This window comes from Achromobacter sp. DMS1, assembly GCF_001270295.1.
The window spans coordinates 1-18535 of sequence record NZ_LHSJ01000128.1 but is presented as its reverse complement, the minus strand read 5'-3'; the positions used below and the strand labels follow the sequence as shown (position 1 = coordinate 18535).

Annotated in this window: 13 protein-coding genes and 7 pseudogenes; 9 read left to right on the top strand and 11 right to left on the bottom strand. The window is 69.0% G+C overall.

The annotated features are described in order from the left end of the window. Positions 1-192: 192 nt before the first annotated feature. A complete protein-coding gene (locus tag AD428_RS15425; RefSeq protein WP_053245761.1) occupies positions 193-996 on the bottom strand; it encodes a FadR/GntR family transcriptional regulator in 804 nt (267 codons plus the stop codon). Between the two features lie 301 nt (positions 997-1297). On the opposite strand from AD428_RS15425, the gene AD428_RS15420 reads away from it, so the two are divergent. From AD428_RS15420 to AD428_RS28040, 5 genes and pseudogenes are all read left to right on the top strand, one after another. Further along, the gene (locus tag AD428_RS15420) at positions 1298-2731 is read left to right on the top strand and encodes an aldehyde dehydrogenase family protein (protein WP_053245760.1); all 1434 of its coding nucleotides are present in this window, start codon (positions 1298-1300) and stop codon (positions 2729-2731) included. A 100-nt stretch (positions 2732-2831) separates the two neighbouring features. After that, positions 2832-3497 (top strand): annotated as a pseudogene (locus AD428_RS15415) (riboflavin synthase subunit alpha); the annotation flags it as partial. Between the two features lie 43 nt (positions 3498-3540). Continuing rightward, positions 3541-4349 (top strand): annotated as a pseudogene (locus AD428_RS15410) (enoyl-CoA hydratase). Next, a pseudogene (locus tag AD428_RS15405) lies at positions 4349-5713 on the top strand (acetate--CoA ligase family protein); the annotation flags it as partial. The pseudogenes AD428_RS15410 and AD428_RS15405, both read left to right, overlap by 1 nt. Continuing rightward, positions 5705-5905: pseudogene (locus tag AD428_RS28040) on the top strand (hypothetical protein); the annotation flags it as partial. The pseudogenes AD428_RS15405 and AD428_RS28040, both read left to right, overlap by 9 nt. Here AD428_RS28040 and AD428_RS27095 read toward each other — a convergent pair. The 4 genes and pseudogenes from AD428_RS27095 to AD428_RS15390 all read right to left on the bottom strand — a co-directional run bounded on the left by AD428_RS27095 (position 5902) and on the right by AD428_RS15390 (position 8707). Next, positions 5902-6048 (bottom strand): hypothetical protein, encoded by a 147-nt coding sequence (locus tag AD428_RS27095; RefSeq protein WP_200907997.1) that lies wholly within the window; start codon positions 6046-6048, stop codon positions 5902-5904. The pseudogene AD428_RS28040 and the gene AD428_RS27095 overlap by 4 nt on opposite strands. A gap of 161 nt (positions 6049-6209) precedes the next feature. Continuing rightward, positions 6210-6887, bottom strand: a pseudogene (locus AD428_RS15400) (ABC transporter permease); the annotation flags it as partial. Between the two features lies 1 nt (position 6888). Beyond that, positions 6889-7691: pseudogene (locus AD428_RS15395) on the bottom strand (acetyl-CoA C-acyltransferase); the annotation flags it as partial. A 116-nt stretch (positions 7692-7807) separates the two neighbouring features. Beyond that, entirely contained in the window at positions 7808-8707 is a 900-nt protein-coding gene (locus tag AD428_RS15390; RefSeq protein WP_235490434.1) for a LysR family transcriptional regulator, read from the bottom strand. A 71-nt stretch (positions 8708-8778) separates the two neighbouring features. Here AD428_RS15390 and AD428_RS15385 point away from each other — a divergent pair, with 71 nt between their 5' ends. Genes AD428_RS15385 through AD428_RS15375 form a run of 3 tightly spaced genes read left to right on the top strand, consistent with a single transcriptional unit; the run spans position 8779 to position 11531 of the window. Beyond that, positions 8779-10041, top strand: coding sequence for a CaiB/BaiF CoA transferase family protein (locus AD428_RS15385; RefSeq protein ID WP_053245759.1), 1263 nt, complete (start codon positions 8779-8781; stop codon positions 10039-10041). Next, entirely contained in the window at positions 10038-10505 is a 468-nt protein-coding gene (locus AD428_RS15380; RefSeq protein ID WP_053245758.1) for a MaoC family dehydratase, read from the top strand. The genes AD428_RS15385 and AD428_RS15380 overlap by 4 nt, the downstream gene beginning before the upstream one ends. Before the next feature lie 60 nt (positions 10506-10565). Then, positions 10566-11531, top strand: a complete 966-nt coding sequence (locus AD428_RS15375; protein ID WP_053245757.1) for a Bug family tripartite tricarboxylate transporter substrate binding protein — start codon at positions 10566-10568, stop codon at positions 11529-11531. A gap of 16 nt (positions 11532-11547) precedes the next feature. Here AD428_RS15375 and AD428_RS25140 read toward each other — a convergent pair whose 3' ends face one another. The 4 genes and pseudogenes from AD428_RS25140 to AD428_RS15360 form a co-directional block, all read right to left on the bottom strand. Next, a complete protein-coding gene (locus AD428_RS25140; protein ID WP_082308436.1) occupies positions 11548-11922 on the bottom strand; it encodes a tautomerase family protein in 375 nt (124 codons plus the stop codon). 207 nt (positions 11923-12129) lie between these two features. Then, a pseudogene (locus AD428_RS15370) lies at positions 12130-13306 on the bottom strand (quaternary amine ABC transporter ATP-binding protein); the annotation flags it as partial. After that, positions 13303-14160: an ABC transporter permease gene (locus tag AD428_RS15365; RefSeq protein WP_053245756.1), complete on the bottom strand. Its 858-nt coding sequence runs from the start codon at positions 14158-14160 to the stop codon at positions 13303-13305. The gene AD428_RS15365 and the pseudogene AD428_RS15370, both read right to left, overlap by 4 nt. 204 nt (positions 14161-14364) lie before the next feature. Next, complete coding sequence (locus tag AD428_RS15360) at positions 14365-15366, bottom strand: ABC transporter substrate-binding protein (RefSeq protein WP_053245755.1); 1002 nt, start codon at positions 15364-15366, stop codon at positions 14365-14367. 524 nt (positions 15367-15890) lie between these two features. Between AD428_RS15360 and AD428_RS15355 the strand changes: the two genes are divergently transcribed. Further along, positions 15891-16802, top strand: coding sequence for a LysR family transcriptional regulator (locus AD428_RS15355; protein ID WP_053245754.1), 912 nt, complete (start codon positions 15891-15893; stop codon positions 16800-16802). Between the two features lie 3 nt (positions 16803-16805). Here the strand turns inward: AD428_RS15355 and AD428_RS15350 are convergent, their stop codons facing one another. Beyond that, on the bottom strand, positions 16806-17594 hold the full coding sequence (locus tag AD428_RS15350) for an enoyl-CoA hydratase (protein ID WP_053245753.1): 789 nt from the start codon (positions 17592-17594) through the stop codon (positions 16806-16808). A gap of 18 nt (positions 17595-17612) precedes the next feature. Beyond that, positions 17613-18535: Bug family tripartite tricarboxylate transporter substrate binding protein (locus tag AD428_RS15345; protein ID WP_053245752.1), on the bottom strand; the 923-nt coding region annotated here is incomplete at its 5' end.

The following is an 18535-nucleotide window of genomic DNA, read 5'->3' as shown; positions in this document are numbered from 1 at the left end:
CGCGCGACCAGGCGCTCTACCGGGCCAAGAGGGGCGGCCGCAACCGCGTGGTGGCGTGGTCGGTGTCCGACACGGACGCGAAGCTCGGCGCGGCGCCGGCCCGCCATACGCCGCCGGATTCCGCCCCCTGACGGGGCGCAGGGGAAGCAGGAGCTTCGGCGCCGTTGCGCGCTTCGCGCGGCGGAACAGGCGTCAGGTTTCGGAGCCGCTGTTGAGCATGCGGCTGCGGGCTTTTTCGATGTGGGCGCGCATGACGTTGCGCGCGCCCTCCGCGTCCTGGTCGCGGATGAGCCGGTAGATGTGGCGGTGTTCCTCTATGGCGGCTCGGGTGCGCTTCCAGGGCTGGATGTGCACCAGGTGGCGCATGAGGTTCACGGCATGGCTTACGTCGTATTCCAGCGACTTGAGCACCTGCACGAAGCGCTGGTTGCCGGTGGCGGCCGCGATCGCGCGGTGGAAGCCGTAGTCGTGGTGGTGCGCGATGGCGCCGCTGGCGTCGGCTTCTTCGTAGCCGGTCAGCATGCGGTCCATGTCGCGCAGGTCGGCGTCGGTGCGGCGCAGGGCGGCGAGATAGGCGCATTCCGGCTCGATGACGCGGCGCAGTTCCAGCCCTTCCAGGATGTGGCTGACCCGCTTGGCGGGGTCCATGGCGGGCAGGCCGCCCATGAGGTCGGGCTTGGCGCGGACGTAGCTGCCGGAGCCGCGCCGCGATTCCACGAGCTGGTCTTCGCGCAGGCGGTCCAGCGCCTGGCGCACGACCGGGCGCGACACCTCGAAAAGGGCGGCCAGTTCCATTTCGGAGGGCAGCCGGCCGCCGGGGGCGATCTTGCCGGTGGCAATGGCATAGAACAGGCTTTCGTACACGCGTTCGGCGAAGCGTTCGGCGCGCACGTAACCCAGGCCGGAAGCCACTTCGGCCAGCACGTCCAGGTCGGGGCGGGGCCGCGCGGCGTCGTCGGCCGGACCGGCGGCGGCAGGCGTTGCCAGGGAATTCATGGGCGCCGTCCTGCGGGGAGGCTATCGGTCAGGCTGTCAATCATGGTGACAAACGATCGGTGCAAGAAATCGGTACCGGTTTCAGGGTAAACCCGTATTTTTATGCAGATAACGGCGGGGTTCGGGTGTAAAGCTGTTAGTGCAATTGACAAGTCGGAGGGCGCTCCCGTACTTTGTCTGCCAGAACCAGACAGACAAGAACCGGCGCGTTCCGCCGGCCATGCCCGCGCCGTCCGGCCCTGGCATGCGGAGACACTTTCCATTTCCGGCCGCATGGCCGCCACTTTACCCCGCGCATACCGTGAGCCATAAGAACTTTATCGCCAATGAATGGGTGGCTGCCGCCACCGGAGAAACCATCGACGTCCTGAACCCCTCGGACGGCCAGCCCTTTGACGCTATCGCCCGCTCGGGCGAGGAAGACGTGAACCGCGCCGTGCGGGCCGCGCGCGCCGCTTTCGAGGGCGAGTGGGGCCAGATGGCCCCGGCCGCGCGCAGCCGGCTGCTGATGCGCCTGGCTTTCGCGCTGATCGACCGGCAGGAGGAGCTGGCGCAGATCGAGTCCGCCGACACCGGCAAGCCCATCAAGCAGGCCCGCGCCGACGCCGCCGCCGTCGCCCGCTACTTCGAGTTCTACGCCGGCGCGGTAGACAAGCTGCACGGCGAAACCATTCCCTATACGCCGGGCTTTACCGTGCTGACCGTGCGCGAGCCGCATGGCGTCACCGGGCATATCGTGCCCTGGAATTATCCGCTGCAGATCTTCGGCCGCAGCGTGGGCGCGGCCCTGGCGGCGGGCAACGCCTGCGTGGTGAAGCCGGCCGAAGACGCCTGCCTGTCGCTGCTCAAGGTGGCGGAGATCGCCGCCGAGACGGGGCTGCCTCCCGGCGCGCTGAATATCTGCACGGGCTACGGCCACGAAGCCGGCGCGGCCCTGTCCGCCCATCCCGGCATCGACCACATTTCCTTCACCGGCTCGCCCCAGACGGGCAAGCTGGTGGCCCATGCCGCCGCCGAGAACCACGTGCCGGTCACGCTCGAACTGGGCGGGAAGTCGCCCCAGATCGTGTTCGACGACGCGGACCTGGATGCGGCCATGCCGGTGCTGGTGGCCGCCATCATCCAGAACGCGGGCCAGACCTGCTCGGCGGGCAGCCGGGTGCTGGTGCAGCGCGGCGTGTACGAAACCGTCATCAAGCGCCTGTCGGACGCATTCGCCGCCACGGTGACCGGCCCGGCCGCCCAGGACCTGGACGTGGGCCCGCTCATCAACGCGCGCCAGCAGGATCGCGTGCGCGGTTTCCTGTCCGAGGCCGAATCGCAGGGCATGAAGGTGGCCGCGCGCGGCCAATTGAAGGACGGCGCGCCCGCCGGCGGGTTCTACCAGCCGCCGGTGCTGTTCCGCGACGTGCCCTGGCAGAGCCGCCTGGCCCAGGAAGAGGTCTTTGGCCCGGTGCTGGCGGCCATTCCGTTCGACACCGAGGAGCAGGCGCTGGAGATCGCCAACGGCACGCTGTACGGTCTGGTGGCGGGAGTCTGGACGCGCGACGGCGCGCGCCAGTTGCGCCTGGCACGCAAGCTGCGCGCCGGGCAGGTGTTCGTCAACAACTACGGCGCGGGCGGCGGCGTGGAGCTGCCTTTCGGCGGCTCGCGGCAATCGGGCTACGGCCGCGAGAAGGGCTTCGAGGCGCTGTACGGCTTCACCACGCTCAAGACCATCGCGGTGCGCCACTGAACGCGGCGGCGGATCCCCGGACGGCGCGGCCGGCTGGCAAAATATCGGTTACCGTTGATGTTTTGCCTGCGGGGCGCGCCGCCCCGCATTCAGGATCCGTATGTTCACAGGTATTGTTCAAGGCACCGCCGCCATTGCGGGCATCGCCGACCGCGAGGGCCTGCGCACCTTCACGCTGGATTTTCCGCCGGGCTTCTGCGCCGACCTGGCCGTGGGCGCCAGCGTGTCCACCGACGGCGTCTGCCTCACGGTAACTGAAATCCTGGGGCCGGACCGCGCCACTTTCGATGTCATGCTGCAAAGCCTGGCCATCACCACGCTGGGCGCCTACCGGAAAGGCGGCCGCGTCAACGTGGAGCGGGCGGCCAAGGACGGCGCCGAAATCGGCGGCCACCCTTTGTCGGGCCACGTGGATTTCACCTCGCGCGTCCTGGAGGTGGACGCGTCCGACACCAACTGCCGCATGCGCTTCGACATTCCCGAGGCGTTTCGCAAATACGTTTTCGCCAAGGGCTACATCGCCATCAACGGGGCCAGCCTGACCGTGTCCGAGGTGAACCGCGCCGAGGGCTGGTTCGAGGTGTGGCTCATTCCGGAAACCCGGCGCATGACCGTCTTCGAGGACAAGCGGCCGGGCGATCTGGTGAACATCGAAATCGAGCGCGGCACGCAGGTCATGGTGGACACCGTGCGCGAGGCCGTGCAGGAAAGCCTGGGGCGCCTGCAGCCGGTGCTGGAAGCCATCCTGAAGGAAAAGGGGGTTAATTCAATGAAACGCCCCTTGAGGGCCATTGGAGAACGAGGAGACCATGGACTACGCCACTCTTGCCGTGGAGCGGTTCGACGCCGTTTGCCGCATCAGCCTGGCGCGCGAAAGCGCGCGCAACGCCCAGAGCCAGCAGATGCTGGACGAACTGGACCATGCCCTGGACGCCGCCGCCGGCGACGCCTCGGTGCGCGTGGTGGTGATCGCCGGGCGCGGCGCGCATTTCTCGGCCGGCACGATCTGAAGGAAGCCCAGGCCAGGCGCGCCGATTTCACGGTGGAACAGCGCTGGGAATACGAGTCGCGGCGGTACTACGGGTACTGTCTGCGCATCTGGGATTTCCCCAAGCCGACCATTGCCCAGGTGCAGGGCGCCTGCGTGGCCGGCGGCTTCATGATCGCGAACATGTGCGACCTGATCGTGTGCGCAGACGATGCGTATTTTTCCGATCCCGTGGGGCACACGCTGGCTGCCGCCGCCACCGAAGTGCTGATCCATCCCTGGGTGATGGGCCTGCGCAAGGCCAAGGAAATGCTCTACACGGGCGAGAAGGTGGACGCGCAGGAAGCGTTGCGCATCGGCATGGTGAACCGCGTGGTGCCCGTGGCCGGGCTGGAGCCGGCCACGCTGGCCCTGGCGCAGCGCATCGCGCTGGGCCCTCGGCCGCCTTTCGGCCTGCGCCTGATCAAGCGCTCGCTGAACCGCACGGCCGACGCGCAGGGGTTCCGCACCGCGCTGGCCGCGCATTTCGATACGCACCAGCTTTCGCACCTGAGCGAGGAGTTCCAGGCGGTGCGCGAGCGCGGGCTGGCGCAGGCGATTCAGCGCAACAAGAAAGGAGAGACGGCGTGATGCGCGATCTCCGGCCTCTGCTCGATCCGCGCTCCATCGCCATGATAGGCGCGAGCGCCGACCCCGGCCGCATCGGCGGCATGCCGCTGGACCTGCTTTCGCGCTTCGGTTACGAAGGCAGGGTCTACCCGGTCAACCCCAAGTACGACGACGTGTTCGGCTGGCGGTGCTGGCCCGACATCGAGTCCGTGCCCGGACCCGTGGACCTGGCGGTGCTGGCCATCGGGGCGCAGGACGTGACCGCCATGCTGCGCCGCTGCATGCGCGCGGCGTGCGGGCCGCCATCGTCTACGCCGCCGGATTCGCCGAGGCGGGCGGCGAGGGCGCGCGCCTGCAGGCCGAGCTGGAAGCCTACGCGCGGCAGAGCGGCATGCTGGTGGCGGGCCCCAACTGCATGGGCTTCGCCAATCTGAATTCCCGCGCGCACACGGCCTTCGCGTCGGTCTTCAAGACCGCGCCGGCCCAGGCCGAGCGCGGCAGCGTCAGCCTGCTCACCCAGAGCGGCAACGTGTGCGCCGCCGTCTATGCCATCGCGCGGCGCCTGGGCCTGCCGTTCTCGCATTTCATCAACACCGGCAACGAAGCCTGCCTGGAGTTCTCCGAGTATCTGGAATACCTGGCGCACGACGACGACACGCAGATCGTGCTGGGCTATATCGAGCAGCTGCGCGACGGCGAACGTTTCGCGCGCGCCTGCCGCGAACTGGACCGGCGCGGCAAGCTGCTGATCGCGCTCAAGGCCGGCAGCACCGACAAGGGCGCGCAGGCCGTGCGTTCTCACACCTCGGCGCTGGCCGGCGACCGGCGCGTGTATGGCGCGGCCTTCCGCCAGCTCAACGTGATCGAGGCGCACGACTTTGCCCAGATGGCGCACCTGGCCGGGCTGGCCGCGCTGCGGCACCGCCAGGCCGGCAAGCGCGTGGTGGTGCTGACCATGTCGGGCGCGCTGGGCGCCATCCTGGCCGATAAATTCATCGGCGGCGGGCTGGAGCTGCCCGACCTGCCGGCCGGATTGCAGGAGGTGCTGCGCGCCGGCATTCCCGACTACGGGATGGTGGGCAATCCGGTGGACGTGACCGGCAACGTGGTCAACGACCCGGAGTTCGTGCGCACGGTGCTCCAGGCCCTGGCCACCTCGGACGCCATCGACACGGTGGTGGTCTATGCGCCCGGCTACATGCTGGACCGCATGGCGGACGCGCTGGCCGGCGCGTCGCGCGCGCATCCGCGCCTGTTCGTGGCCATCGACACCGGACAGGCGCAATGCCGTGCGCGCGCTGCGCGAGGCCGGCGTGGCGGTCTTCGACGACCTGGGGCAGGCTGTGTCGGCGCTGGCGCCCTATCTGCTGTGGTGCGAGGCGCGGCTGGTGCGCGGCAATCCCGCGCTATGCGTGGTGGAAGCGCCGGTGGAGGTGCCCGGCTTTCAAATGCTCATGCTCTGGCCCGAGCGCGTGCACCGGGATCCGGCGCACCAGTGGCTGCGCGATCACATCGCGCAAGCCTGCGCGTCCCGTAAAGGGGAAAAGGGCAGGCGCGGAACCGCGCCGGATGCCTAACGGTGCGCCGCGGCGGCTCCCGCGGGGGGCGAGGCGATGGCGGGCGTGGGCGAAGCCAGCGCCAGCATCGCCAGCAGCAGGGCCACGCCGACGGCGGCAGCGGCCTTGAGCAGGCGGTCATGCAGGGCTGGAGGCAAGCGCATGGTATGTCCCGGAGTTGGCGGCGAGGCTTCATTATGGGAACGGCAGCCGCCCGCGCCAACGAAGTTGTGGAAGTTAGATCAGAGCTTCACGTCATAAGGCCGCGCCCAGCCCGGCGCCCGGTTATCCGCCTGTGCGAAGCTTCTTTCAGGGTTGGCGCGCCCTAGCGCTGCATCCCCCAGCGCCGGACGGTCAGGCGTTCCAGCGTATTGAAGCCCAGCCCCTCCACCAGCAGGCCGATGATAACCACCGCGGCCAGGCCGGCGAAAACCCGGTCTGTGTACAGCTCGTTGCGGTTCTGGAAGATGTACCAGCCCAGCCCGCCCTGGCCGCTGGACGCGCCGAACACCAGCTCGGCGGCGATCAGCGTGCGCCAGGCGAATGCCCAGCCGATCTTCAGTCCGGCCAGGATGGCGGGCAGGGCGGCGGGCACCAGGATGTGGATAACGTAGCGCAGGCCCGTCAGCCCGTAATTGCGCCCCGCCATGCGCAGGGTGTCCGACACGCCCAGAAAGCCCGCATAGGTATTGAGCGCCAGGGGCCACAGCACCGAATGCACCAGCACGAAGACCAGGCTGCCCTGGCCCAGGCCGAACCACAGCAGGGCCAGGGGCAGCAGGGCAATCGCGGGCAGCGGATTGAACATGGCGGTCAGCGTGGCCAGCAGGTCGCGCCCCAGGCGCGTGGACACGGCCAGCGTCGTGAGCGCGAAGGCCAGCGCCACGCCTGCCAGATAGCCTTGCGCCAGCACGCGCAGCGACTGGCCGGCCCGCGCCGCTGAGCTCGCCGCTGGCCAGCCTGCGCGAAGGCCCGCGCCGTCTGCCAGGCGCCCGGCAGCAGGNCCTGGCGGCCACGGAAGCGTTCATATCAGCACCAGCGCGGCCGCGCCGTCGTTCAGGCCCGACGCGTTGCCCGCCGTGACGGTGCCGTTTTCCTTCTTGAACACCGGCTTCAGCGCCGCCAGGCCTTCGGCGGTGACGTCGCGGCGCACGTGCTCGTCCGTGTCGAACACCGTCTCGCCCTTGCGGGTCTTGAGCGTGACCGGAACGATCTGGTCGCGGAAGCGGCCCTCGTCGATGGCGGCCGCGGCGCGGCGGTGCGATTCGGCGGCCAGCGCGTCCTGGTCGGCGCGGCTGATGCCGAAGCGGTCGGCCACGTTCTCGGCCGTCACGCCCATGTGCATGCGGCCGAAGGGGTCGGACAGCGCGCCCGTCATCATGTCCAGCATGACGCTGTCGCCCATGCGCGCGCCCCAGCGCTGCGCCGGCGCGATGTAGGGCGCGCGGCTCATGCTTTCGGCGCCCGCGCCCACGGCGATCTCGGCGTCGCCCAGCATGATGGTCTGGGCCGCCGATACGATGGCCTGCAGGCCCGAGCCGCACAGGCGGTTCACGTTGAAAGCCGGCGTTTCCTTGGCAATGCCGGCGTTCATGGCGGCCACGCGGGAAAGATACATGTCGCGCGGCTCGGTATTGATCACGTGCCCCACCGCGACGTGGCCGACCTCCCCTCCCTTGACCCCGGCCCGCTCCAGCGCGGCCTTGATGACGGTGGCGCCCAGGTCGCACGGCGGCACATCTTTGAGGGCGCCGCCGAAATCGCCGATGGCGGTGCGCACGGCGGACGCGATGATGACTTCGTTCATGGTGTTGCCTCCTTGTTGTCGAATGAACCCATCATACCTGCGCCGCCCCGATAGCGTTTCGCCGGGGTGTCCGCCCGGCGGCCTATACACGGACGCTATCGCATCCGCGCCTCCGACTATCGGGCCGGCGCGTCCAGCATGCTGTCGCGCAGCCGCAGCACCGGGGCGCACGAGGTGTCGCGGTGCGTCACCAGCGAGAGCGACAGCGCCTGGTGGGCATCGGGGTCGCACAGGGGCACGAAAGACACGTGCGGCGTGGAATAGGCGCGCGTCACGCCGGGCACCAGCGCGAGGCCCAGCCCGCTGGCCACCAGACTGACCAGCGTCTGCACCTGTATGCCCTGCTGGCTGATGCGCGGGGTGAAGCCGGCCTTGCGGCACAGCGACAACGCCACGCCGTGCAGCCCCGGCACCTTGGACGGCGAATACATGACGAAGCTTTCGTGCCGCGCCTGCGCCAGCGGCGCGCAGGCCAGCCCGGCCAGGGCGTGGCCCGCCGGCACCGCCAGGATCAGGTCGTCGCGCTCGACCACCCATGACTCCAGCGCCGGGTCTTCGACCAGCGGGCCGCGCACCAGCCCCGCGTCGATATCGTTGGCGCGCAGCATGGAAACCAGGCCCACCGTGCTGTCCTCGCGCAGGTCCAGCTCCACGTCGGGATAGCGCTCGCGGAACGCCGGCAGGCAGCGCGGCAGCAGCATGTAGGTGGCCGACCCCACGAACCCCAGCCGCAGCGTGCCCCATTCTCCCAGCGCCACCCGCCGCGCGGCCTGGCGCGCCTGGCCGGCATGGAACAGCGCGCGGCGCGCGTCGTGCATGAGCGCCTGCCCGGCGGGCGTGAGCGACACCCCCTTGGCGCCGCGCGCCAGCAGCGGCGTGCCCACGGCGTGCTCCAGTTTCTGGATGGAAACCGACAGCGCCGGCTGGGCGATGTGCAGGGCGTCGGCGGCGCGCCGGAAGCTGCCCAGTTCCGCGATGGTGACGAATTGCCGCAACTGCCGGAGGTCGATAGCCATAACGATTTCCATATCACGCAATACCAAAGCCATATTAGACGGCTATGCGCGACGCCGATAGGATTTCCGCCATGACAGCCCCCGCCTCCCCTTCCGCCGCCGCCCTGGGCGGCTTTCGCGTTCTCGACCTCACTTCCGTGGTGTTCGGCCCCTATGCCTCGCAGATCCTGGCGGACTACGGCGCCGACGTGATCAAGGTGGAATCGCCGGCCGGCGACTCCACTCGCCGCACCGGCCCCGCGCAGGAGCCGGGGCTGGCCGCGATCTTCCTCGGCCTGAACCGCAACAAGCGCAGCGTGGTGCTGGACCTCAAGCGCGCAGCGGCCCGCGAGGCGCTGCTGGCGCTGGCGGACGGCGCCGACGTCGTCATGCACAGCATGCGGCCCGCCAAGATGGCGGCGCTGGGCCTGGACCCGGACACACTGTGCGCGCGCAACCCCAGGCTGGTGTATGCGGGGCTCTACGGTTTCGGCGAAGGCGGCGCTTACGACGGCCGCCCGGCCTACGACGACATCATCCAGGGCCTGTCGGGCCTGGCCGACCTGGTCGACCGCCAGGCAGGCGCGCCGCGCTACCTGCCCACGGTGGCCGCCGACAAGACCTGCGGCCTGGTGGCCGCGCACGCCATCCTGGCCGCGCTGCTGCAGCGCGAACGCACCGGGCGGGGGCAGCGGCTGGAAGTGCCCATGTTCGAAACCATGGCCTCGTTCGCCCTGGTGGAGCACTACTACGGCCGCCACCTGGCCGACCGCGGGGACGGCGCGCCCGGCTATCCGCGCGTGCTCACGCCGTGGCGCCGGCCCTGCCGCACCGCCGACGGCCACGTCTGCCTCATGCCCTACACCGACGCGCACTGGCGCGCCTTCTTCACGGAATCCGGGCGGCCCGACCTGGCGGCCGATCCGCGCTTCGCCGACATCGACGCGCGCACCCGCCACATCGAGGCGCTGTACGAACACATGGGCGCCATCGTCGAACGCCGCGACACGGCGCACTGGCTGGCGCTGTGCGAGAGGCTGGAGATCCCCGCCGCGAAGATCAACCGCCTCGAAGACCTGGAGCGCGATCCGCACCTGCAGAGCGTGGATTTCTTCCAGCCGCTCTCCAGCGCCGCCGGCGCGCGCTACCGCTTCACCCGCAACCCGGTCCGCCTGGAGCGCACGCGGGTCGCCCCTGCCATGCCGCCGCGCCTGGGCGAGCACACCCGCGACATCCTGTCCGAAGCCGGCCTGGACGCCGCGCGCATCGACGCGCTGCTGTCCGACGGCTCGGCCATGGAAAGCGCCCCCGCCGCCGCGCCTTCTTCCCCAACCAGAACCGAAACCTCCGCATGACTCCGACGCAACAGCCCGCCCTGCTCGGCCAGGGCTACTACTGGCAAGACCTGGCCGTCGGCCAGCGCTTCCACACCTTCCGCCGCACCGTCACGGAAACCGATATCGTCAACTTCATCAGCGTCACCGGCATGCTGGAAACCATCTTCATCGACGCTACCTACGAGCATGGCGCCATCCAGGGCCGCCCCGCGCCGGGCGCGCTCACCTATGGCCTGATCGAAGGGCTCATCATGCAGGGCATGGTGCAGGGCACGGGCCTGGCGCTGCTGGAAGTGCACAAGAAAATGCTGGCGCCCGTGGTGGCCGGCGACACCATCTGGGCGGAAATCGAGGTCACGGACATCCGCCCCACATCCAGGCACAACCGCGCGGTCGTCACGTCGGCGATCGAGGTGCGAAACCAGCACGGCAAGCCCGTCATGGCCTACACAGCCACGCGGATGCTGGCCGGCCGGCCCTAGCCGCGCGCGGCCGGGCGCGCCGCCCGTGCCGCCGCGGACCATAACAAAACAGGAGACGACATGAGCAAGAAGACTTGGGCGGCCCTGCTGGCCGTCGCGGCGCTGGCCACGGCGCCCGGCGCGCAGGCCGCGTGGCCAGAACGGCCGGTGACCATGGTGGTGCCCTTTCCGCCCGGCGGCCCCACCGACCTGGTGGCGCGCGTGCTGGCCAAACAACTCACCGGGCAGCTCGGCCAGACGGTCGTGGTGGAAAACAAGGGCGGGGCCAACGGCAACATCGGCATGCAGTTCGCGGCCTCGGCCAAACCGGACGGCTACACGGTGCTCTACAACACCTCGTCCATCGCGCTCAGCCCCAATCTCTACCGCCAGCTCGCCTTCGACCCGGTCAAGGATTTCGCGCCTGTCTCGTCCACCGCGGTGATCCCGCTGGTGCTGCTGGCGCATCCCTCGATGCCCGCCCAGGACGTCCGCGGCTTCGTGGACTATGCCCGCGGCAAGCCGGGCAAACTGTCGTACGGATCGGCCGGCGCGGGCAACGTCACGCACCTGGGCGCCTTCCTGCTGCTGCATTCGCTGGGCATCGAAGCCACCCACGTGCCCTATCGCGGCAGCGCGCCCGCCATGACGGACCTGGTCGGCGGGCAGGTCCAGTTCATGACCAACACGCTCAACGATTCGCTCGGCTTCGTGCGCGAAGGCAAGCTGCGCGCGCTGGCCATCACCAGCAGCCAGCGCAGCCCGCAGCTGCCGGACGTGCCCACCGTGGCCGAAACCGTGGCGCCCGGCTTCGAGATGGGCGCCTGGCAGGGCGTGGTGGTGCCGGCGGGCACGCCGGCGCCGGTGATCTCCAAGCTCAACGCCGAAATCCGCCGGGCCCTGGCCTCGCCCGAAATGCTCAAGCAGCTCAAGGCCCAGGGCGCCCAGCCGCTGGGCTCGACCCCGCAGGAGTACGGCGATTACATCAAGAGCGAAATCAAGCGCTGGGGCGAAGTGGTGAAAGCGGCCAACGTCCAGCTCAACTGAGCCGGCGCGGGGCGGCTCAGCGCCCCGCCGCCTTGGCGCTCACGCCGTTGGCCACGCCCATGTCGATCTTCGGCACGTCGCGGACGATCACCCGTACGTCCGCGCCCGAAATGCCGATGCTGTCGCACACGGCGCGGTTGAGCGCGCCGATCAGGGCTTCTTTCTTGTCGTCGTCGCGCCCGGCGATCAGCGCCACGTCCACCTGCGCCATGGATTTGCCGATTTCGCCGGCCACGATGACGTGCGCCGGCGGCACTTCGTGCAGCACGGCGCGCACGCTGGCCAGCGGCGCAGCGATGCTCTGGACCACGGCGTCGGACACGGATTGCAGCAGGCGGGTCTTCTGTTCGGCCGTATGGCCTTGCATGATCTGGACGTTCAGGATGGGCATGGCGGGTTCCGGTAGGCAATGAAAAATGGCAGGCCGGCGACACGGCCGGCCTGCCATCATAGCGGCAGCGCGATCGGGGCGCAGGGCGGTCAGGCCGCCTTGCCCTCCTCGTCCCGGGCCTCGGCGGCCTCGGCTTGAGGCCGGGCCTCGGAGCCGTCCTCGGCTTTGTCCTCGGACTCGGGCGCGCCGCGCCGTCGGCGGGCGCGTCGGCAAGCGCCGGCGTCACCAGCTCCACCACCTTCTTGCGCGAGAGCATGCCGATGAACTCGTCGTTTTCGCCCGTCACGGCGACCGGCTGGTCGCTGTGCACCAGCTGGGCCAGCACTTCGCCCAGGCCAGCGGTGGCCGGCACCGAAGCCAGGTCTTCCACATAGCGCGAAATGTCGCGCGCGCCCTCGGCACTGGCGCGCCCGGCCGCCTCGGCCATGAGAATGCCCGCCAGCCGCTTGCCGTCCAGCACCGGCGCGTACTCATAATTGAGCGCGCGCATGCGCTCCACCGCATGCGACGGACGCGAACGCATGGTCAGCGTGAGCCGCGGCGGGTTTACCGCGTGCGTGGCGTTGAGCACCTTGGTTCGGTTCACGTCCTGCAGGAACGACTGCACGTACTCGTTGGCCGGATTCAGCAGAATATCTTCCGGCGTGCCCTCCTGCACCAGCTCGCCGTCCTTCAGGATCGCGATGCGGTTGCCCAGGCGCAGCGCCTCGTCCAGGTCGTGCGTGATGAAGACGATGGTCTTGTTGAGGCGGGACTGCAGCTGCAGAAGCTGGTCCTGCATCTCGCGGCGGATCAACGGGTCCAGCGCCGAGAATGCCTCGTCCATGAGCAGGATTTCGGCGTCGGTGGCCAGCGCCCGGGCCAGGCCGACGCGCTGCTGCATGCCGCCCGACAGCTGATGCGGGTACTGGTTCTCGAAGCCGGACAGGCCCACCTGCTCCAGCCAGTCGCGCGCGCGCTTTTCGCGCTCGGCACGGGGCACGCCCTGCACGGCCAGGCCGTAGGCGGCGTTCTCCAGCACCGTGCGATGCGGGAACAGCCCGAAGCGCTGGAACACCATGCTCATCTTTTTCTGGCGGAAAGTCTCCAGGTCGCGCTTGTTCAGGCTCACCACGTCCACGCCGTCGACCAGGATATGGCCCGCGCTGGGCTCGATCAGCCGGTTGAAATGGCGGATCAGGGTGGACTTGCCCGAGCCCGACAGGCCCATGATGACGTAGATGCTGCCTTCCTCGATCGACAGGCTGATGTCGCGCAGGCCCAGCGTATGGCCGCTCTCGGCCAGCAGCGCTTCCTTGGTCATGCCGTTCTGCGCGGCCTGCAGCCACTTGGCCGGATGCGGCCCGAAAATCTTGTAGATGTTCTTGACTTCGATCTTGCTCATCGCTGGCCTCCCTTGCGCATGCGCTGTCCATACGATTGCGTGATCCGGTCGAACAGCACGGCCAGCACCACGATGCCCAGGCCCGCGAGCAGCCCGCGGCCCACCTCCAGGCGGTTGATGCCGAGCAGCACCTCGTAGCCCAGGCCGCGCGCGCCGATCATGGAGGCGATCACCACCATGGACAGCGCCATCATCGTGGTCTGGTTGATGCCGGCCATGATGTTGGGCAGGGCCAGCGGCAGCTGCACGCCGAAGAGCTGCTGGCGCGGATTGGCGCCGAAGGCGCGCGCGGCCTCCAGCACTTCGCGGTCGACCAGGCGGATGCCCAGGTCCGTGAGGCGGATCAGCGGCGGCACGGCATAGATGACGGTGGCGATGATGGCCGGAATCTTGCCCAGGCCGAACAGCATCACCACGGGAATCAGGTACACGAAGCTGGGCATGGTCTGCATGACGTCCAGCACGGGCAGCATGGCCGAGCGCAGCCAGTTCACGCGCGCCATCAGCACGCCCAGCGGAATGCCGATCACCACCGAAAGCCCGGCGGCCATGATCATGAGCGCCAGCGTCTGCATGCCGGCGTCCCACAGGCCCAGCACGCCGATGACGCAGAGCAGCAGCCCCATGGCCAGGCTCAGGCCGATGCGGCGGCTCATGAACCAGGCCAGCGCCACGGTGGCCGCGACGACCGCCCACCAGGGCGATTCGCGCAGCAGTTGCTCCAGCCAGACCAGCGCGTGCAGCACCGGCTGCGACATCCGTTCGAGCGTATCGGCGTAGTTGGTGACCAGGTGATCGACGAAACCGTCGATGGCCCCCCGCACCTGGCGGGCGGGAATGATTTCAGGGAACATAGAAACGACTCCATTGTGGCGCGTCGCCGTTGCGCGGCGCCGGACGGTCCGGCGCGGCGGTGAACGGTCTTGCCGCGCAGGGGCGGGGCAGCGCAGGCGGCGCCTCGCGGCCGGCCCCATCCCGGGCGCCTTGGCGGTGGAAAGGCCCGGCCCGCGGCGGGCCGGTGCGCGCCCCGGCTTCCAGGGCGCGGCGGCATCACCGCATTACAGTGCGCTTTGCACGCGGCCGGCGACGTCGGCGGGGACCCACTTGGTCCAGACGTCGGCCTTGTTCTTGAGGAACCACTTGGCCACGGCGGGCGATTCGTCGCCGGACTCTTCCATGTGGGCCAGGGTTTCGTTGATGACGGGCAGCGGCACCGAGACCTTGGACAGGAACTCGGTCAGCTTGGGGGCTTCCTGGGTGAACTTGGTGCTCACGGCCGTGAACACGGGGTTGTCGGGATAGGCGCTGGGCTCGGGCTTGGCGCACTTGGGCGAAGTCAGGCACTTGTGCTTTTCCGCGTCATAGGGCGGCAGTTCCAGCTTGACCAGGTCCAGCGAGCCGACCAGCGGCGTGGGATACCAATAGTAGAACACCACGTTCTGCTTGCGCTTGTAGGCCGACATCAGGGCCGCCTTCTGCGCCGCGCCCGTGCCCGGCGAATACAGGGTGTAGCTGTCGTCCAGCTTGAGCGCATGGAACAGGTTGGTGCTGGTGACCTCGCAGCCCCAGCCCGCGGGGCAGCCGTAGAACCGGCCCTTGCCGGGCTCTTCCGGATCCTTGAACTTGTCTTTGAACTTGGGCAGGTCGGCGGCCGATTTCAGCTCCGGCAGACGCTCGGCGGTGTAGCGGGGAATGAACCAGGCTTCGCCGCCCATGTACAGGTCGCCGATGCGCTTGACCTTGCCCGTCTGCTCGGCGCGGGCCCAGGGATCGGCCACGCTGTTCAGCCAGACCTCGGTGTTGATGTCCAGGTCGCCGCGCTCGAGGGCGGCCAGCGCGGGCAGGGTTTCGGTGGGCAGGGTTTCGGTCTTGCAGCCGTAGCCCTTTTCCATGATGAATCGTTCGATTTCAACGAGAACCAGATTCGATTCCCAGTTCATGCCGCCGAAATGGACGGGACGCTTGAGTTCGCACTGCGGCGCATCGGCGGCCTGGGCGGCGCCGGCGAAAGCGAACAAGACGGCCGCGGCGGCCAGGGTCTTGACAGGGGTGAAACGCATTGGCTTTTGCCTCCATAGGTTCAGGGACACGCACCGGCCAGGTGGCAGGTGGTGCCGTGGAGCTAAGGGGGTTGTGCGGAAGACGGGCAGAACCGCCAATACAAACCGACACTAGCAACAAGACGGCCCGCGGGTTGCGGCGCCTTGCAAGACAGGGGGGCTCGGATGCGGCTGGCGCATGAATCGAGAACCCACAGATAGTGAACAAACTGAACGAAGAAGCAAGCATCTTAAACGAAATTGGGCGCGAACCCAAGCCTGCGCCGACAAAAACCGATACATTTTCGGCCAGAATCCCTGCGGGATTACCCGCAGCGCCCACGGAGAATCATCGGTTTCCCCCAAGGGATTACTGCGATTTTTGGAAGAAATATTTAGTTAATAATTTTTTCTCCCGAATACGGAACAGGAACGGATTCCGCCCTGCCCCCGTCCCGGGAGCGACGGGTTGCGGCGCGAGCGGCGGGGCAGGTCTAATCGGCAGGCGGGCGCCTCCGCCGCCCGTCCACCGCCACCGACCCGACATGCGTTACGAGCTTACCGATCTCAGACTCTTTCTTGCCATCGCGGAAGCGCGGAATCTGACCCAGGGCGCCAACGCCGTTCACCTCACCTCGTCGGCGGCCAGCTACCGCCTGAAGAACCTGGAATTCGCCATGGGCGTGCCGCTCTTCACGCGCGAGGCCCGCGGCATGCAGCTCACGCCCGCGGGCGAATTCGTGCTCAGGCACGCGCGGGCCCTGCTCGAAGGCGTGGAGCGCATGCACGGCGAAGTCAGCCGCTACGCCAGCGGCCTGAAGGGCACGGTCAAGCTGCTGGCCAACAGCAGCTCGCTCAACGGATTCATCGTGCCCAGCCTGGGGCGCTTTCTGTCGGCCAATCCCAATGTGAACCTGCTGGTGGAAGAGCGGTCCAGCAACGCCATCGAAGCCGCCATCGCCAACCAGGAGGCCGATATCGGCATTTTCGCCGGACGCGCGGAATCGGACGGCGTCCATGCCGCGCCCTATGCCTGCGACGAGCTCGTCATCGCCGCGCCGGCGGGCCATCCGCTGGCGGCCAACGGGCCGCTGCGCTTTCCCGCCGTGCTGGACATGGACTTCGTGTGCATGGACCGGGGCAGCAGCAATACCGTCTTCCTGCGCGATATGGCCAAGCTCGGCGGCAGGACGCTCAATGTGCGCATCCACGCCCACAGCTTCGAGGCCGTGCTGTCGCTGGTGGAAGCCGGCGTGGGCATCGCGCTGGTGCCGCGCAGCGTGGCCGCGGCGGCGCTGCGCGAGGGGCGCATCGCCGCCGCCGCGCTCTGCGAGCCCTGGGCGCGCCGCGAGCTCACCCTGGTGACGCGCGCCGCCTCGCCGCTGTCGCCGTTCGTGACCCAGGTGGCCGAATACCTGCTCGACGACCCGCTGGTGGCGGCCACCCGCGGGGGCTGAGCGTCAAGACCGGGCGGCGCGCTTGCGCGCCAGGAACTCCTGCATGAACTTCTGCGGCTCGCCGGTATTGAATGCCTTGCCGAACTCGGCCACGCTGTCGTCGATGGCCTCGTCCACGGGCAGGCTCTCCCAGCGCCGCAGCAGGGTTTTCTGCTGGCGCATCGCGGCCGGGCCGCAGGCGGCCAGGCGCGACGCCAGGCCCTGCACCGCCCCGTCCAGCGCCTCGGGGCGCGCCACCTCATGCACCAGCCCCCACTCGCGCGCGCGCCGCGCGTCGATGAGCTCGCCCGTCAGCAGCATCCAGGCGCTGTTGGCCGCGCCGATCAGCCGGGGCATGAGCGCCGCATGGATGACCGACGGAATGCCCACCTTCACTTCGGGCATGCCGAACTGCGCGTTCTCCGAGCAGACGCGCAGGTCGCAGGCCAGCGCGAATTCCAGCCCCCCGCCCAGGCACCACCCCGGAATGCGGGCGATAACCGGCGCCGGAAACAGGCGCACGTCGTCGCACAGGCCGCGCAGGCCGGAAATGAAAGCGCGCGCGCTTTCCTCGTCCAGCGCCGCCATTTCGGCGATGTCGGCGCCGGCCACGAACGCGCGGTCGCTCTCGCCGCGCACCACCAGCGCGCGCACCGCCGGCGCTTCGCGCAGGGCGGCCAGGGCGCGGCGCAGATCCTGTATGACCGGCGTGCCCAGGATGTTCAGCGCCCCCGCCTGGGCGATGGTCAGCGTGGCGATGCCGTCGCCGTCCAGCGCGGCGCGGGCATGAGGCAGGGAATCGAAGTTCTGCATGGGGTCTCTCCCGGATGGTTATTGCAGTTTCTGAAAACCGATGTCGCTCACCACTTTGCCCCAATGCGCGTACGAACGCGACATCAGGCCGGCGAATTCCTCGCGGCTCATCGGACTGGGAATCGCGCCCTGCTTCTCGATGGCGGCGGCGGTCTGCGGATCGGCCAGCGCCTTGCGCACCGCCGCGTTCAGCCTGTCCAGCACCGGCGCGGGCGTGCCCGCGGGCGCGGCCAGCCCGAACCACGACGGCTGGTTCATCACGGGCAGGCCCAGCTCGTCATAGGTGGGTACGTCGGGCAGCACGGCGAGCCGCTGGCGGGCCGCCACCGCCAGCGGGCGGATGCGGCCCGCCTGGATCAGCGGATACGAGGAAGGAATGTTGTCGAACACGGCCTGCACCTGCCCGGCCACCAGGTCGTTGAGCGCCGGCCCCAGGCCCTTGTACGGCACGTGCAGCATACGCGTGCCGGTGGCGTTCATGAACAGTTCGCCGTTCATGTTGCTCAGGCCGCCGTTGCCCGACGAGCCGTAGGCGTATTTGCCGGGCGCGGATTTCAGCAGGGCCAGGAAGGCCGGAAAATCGGCCGCGGGCAGCGCGGGGTTCACCACCAGTACGTTGGGCACGTCGGCCAGGTTGCTGATGGGCGCGAAATCCTTGAGGGGGTCGTACTGGGTCCTGGTGTACACGTTGGGATTGACCGCGTGCGAACTCTCCACGGCCATGACCAGCGTATAGCCGTCGGCGGGCTGCCTGGCGGCGTAGGCGGAGCCTATGCCGCCGCCCGCGCCGGGCCGGTTCTCCACCACGACGGACTGGCCCAGCGCCTGCCCCATGGCGTTGCCCACCACCCGCGCGATGATGTCGGTGGTGCCGCCCACGGCATAGGGCACGACAAGCCGGATCGGCTTGTCGGGATAGCCGTCCGCCTGCGCGCCGGGGG

What these genes read in the sequence shown, in the direction of transcription:
- AD428_RS15385 (WP_053245759.1), top strand. Translation starts at nt 8,779, where the DNA reads ATGACAGCCCCCGCCTCCCCTTCCGCCGCCGCCCTGGGCGGCTTTCGC.
- AD428_RS27095 (WP_200907997.1), bottom strand. Translation starts at nt 6,048, where the DNA reads ATGCGCTTGCCTCCAGCCCTGCATGACCGCCTGCTCAAGGCCGCTGCC.
- AD428_RS15380 (WP_053245758.1), top strand. Translation starts at nt 10,038, where the DNA reads ATGACTCCGACGCAACAGCCCGCCCTGCTCGGCCAGGGCTACTACTGG.
- AD428_RS15365 (WP_053245756.1), bottom strand. Translation starts at nt 14,160, where the DNA reads ATGTTCCCTGAAATCATTCCCGCCCGCCAGGTGCGGGGGGCCATCGAC.
- AD428_RS15390 (WP_235490434.1), bottom strand. Translation starts at nt 8,707, where the DNA reads ATGGCTATCGACCTCCGGCAGTTGCGGCAATTCGTCACCATCGCGGAA.
- AD428_RS15375 (WP_053245757.1), top strand. Translation starts at nt 10,566, where the DNA reads ATGAGCAAGAAGACTTGGGCGGCCCTGCTGGCCGTCGCGGCGCTGGCC.
- AD428_RS15360 (WP_053245755.1), bottom strand. Translation starts at nt 15,366, where the DNA reads ATGCGTTTCACCCCTGTCAAGACCCTGGCCGCCGCGGCCGTCTTGTTC.
- AD428_RS25140 (WP_082308436.1), bottom strand. Translation starts at nt 11,922, where the DNA reads ATGCCCATCCTGAACGTCCAGATCATGCAAGGCCATACGGCCGAACAG.
- AD428_RS15355 (WP_053245754.1), top strand. Translation starts at nt 15,891, where the DNA reads ATGCGTTACGAGCTTACCGATCTCAGACTCTTTCTTGCCATCGCGGAA.
- AD428_RS15350 (WP_053245753.1), bottom strand. Translation starts at nt 17,594, where the DNA reads ATGCAGAACTTCGATTCCCTGCCTCATGCCCGCGCCGCGCTGGACGGC.
- AD428_RS15425 (WP_053245761.1), bottom strand. Translation starts at nt 996, where the DNA reads ATGAATTCCCTGGCAACGCCTGCCGCCGCCGGTCCGGCCGACGACGCC.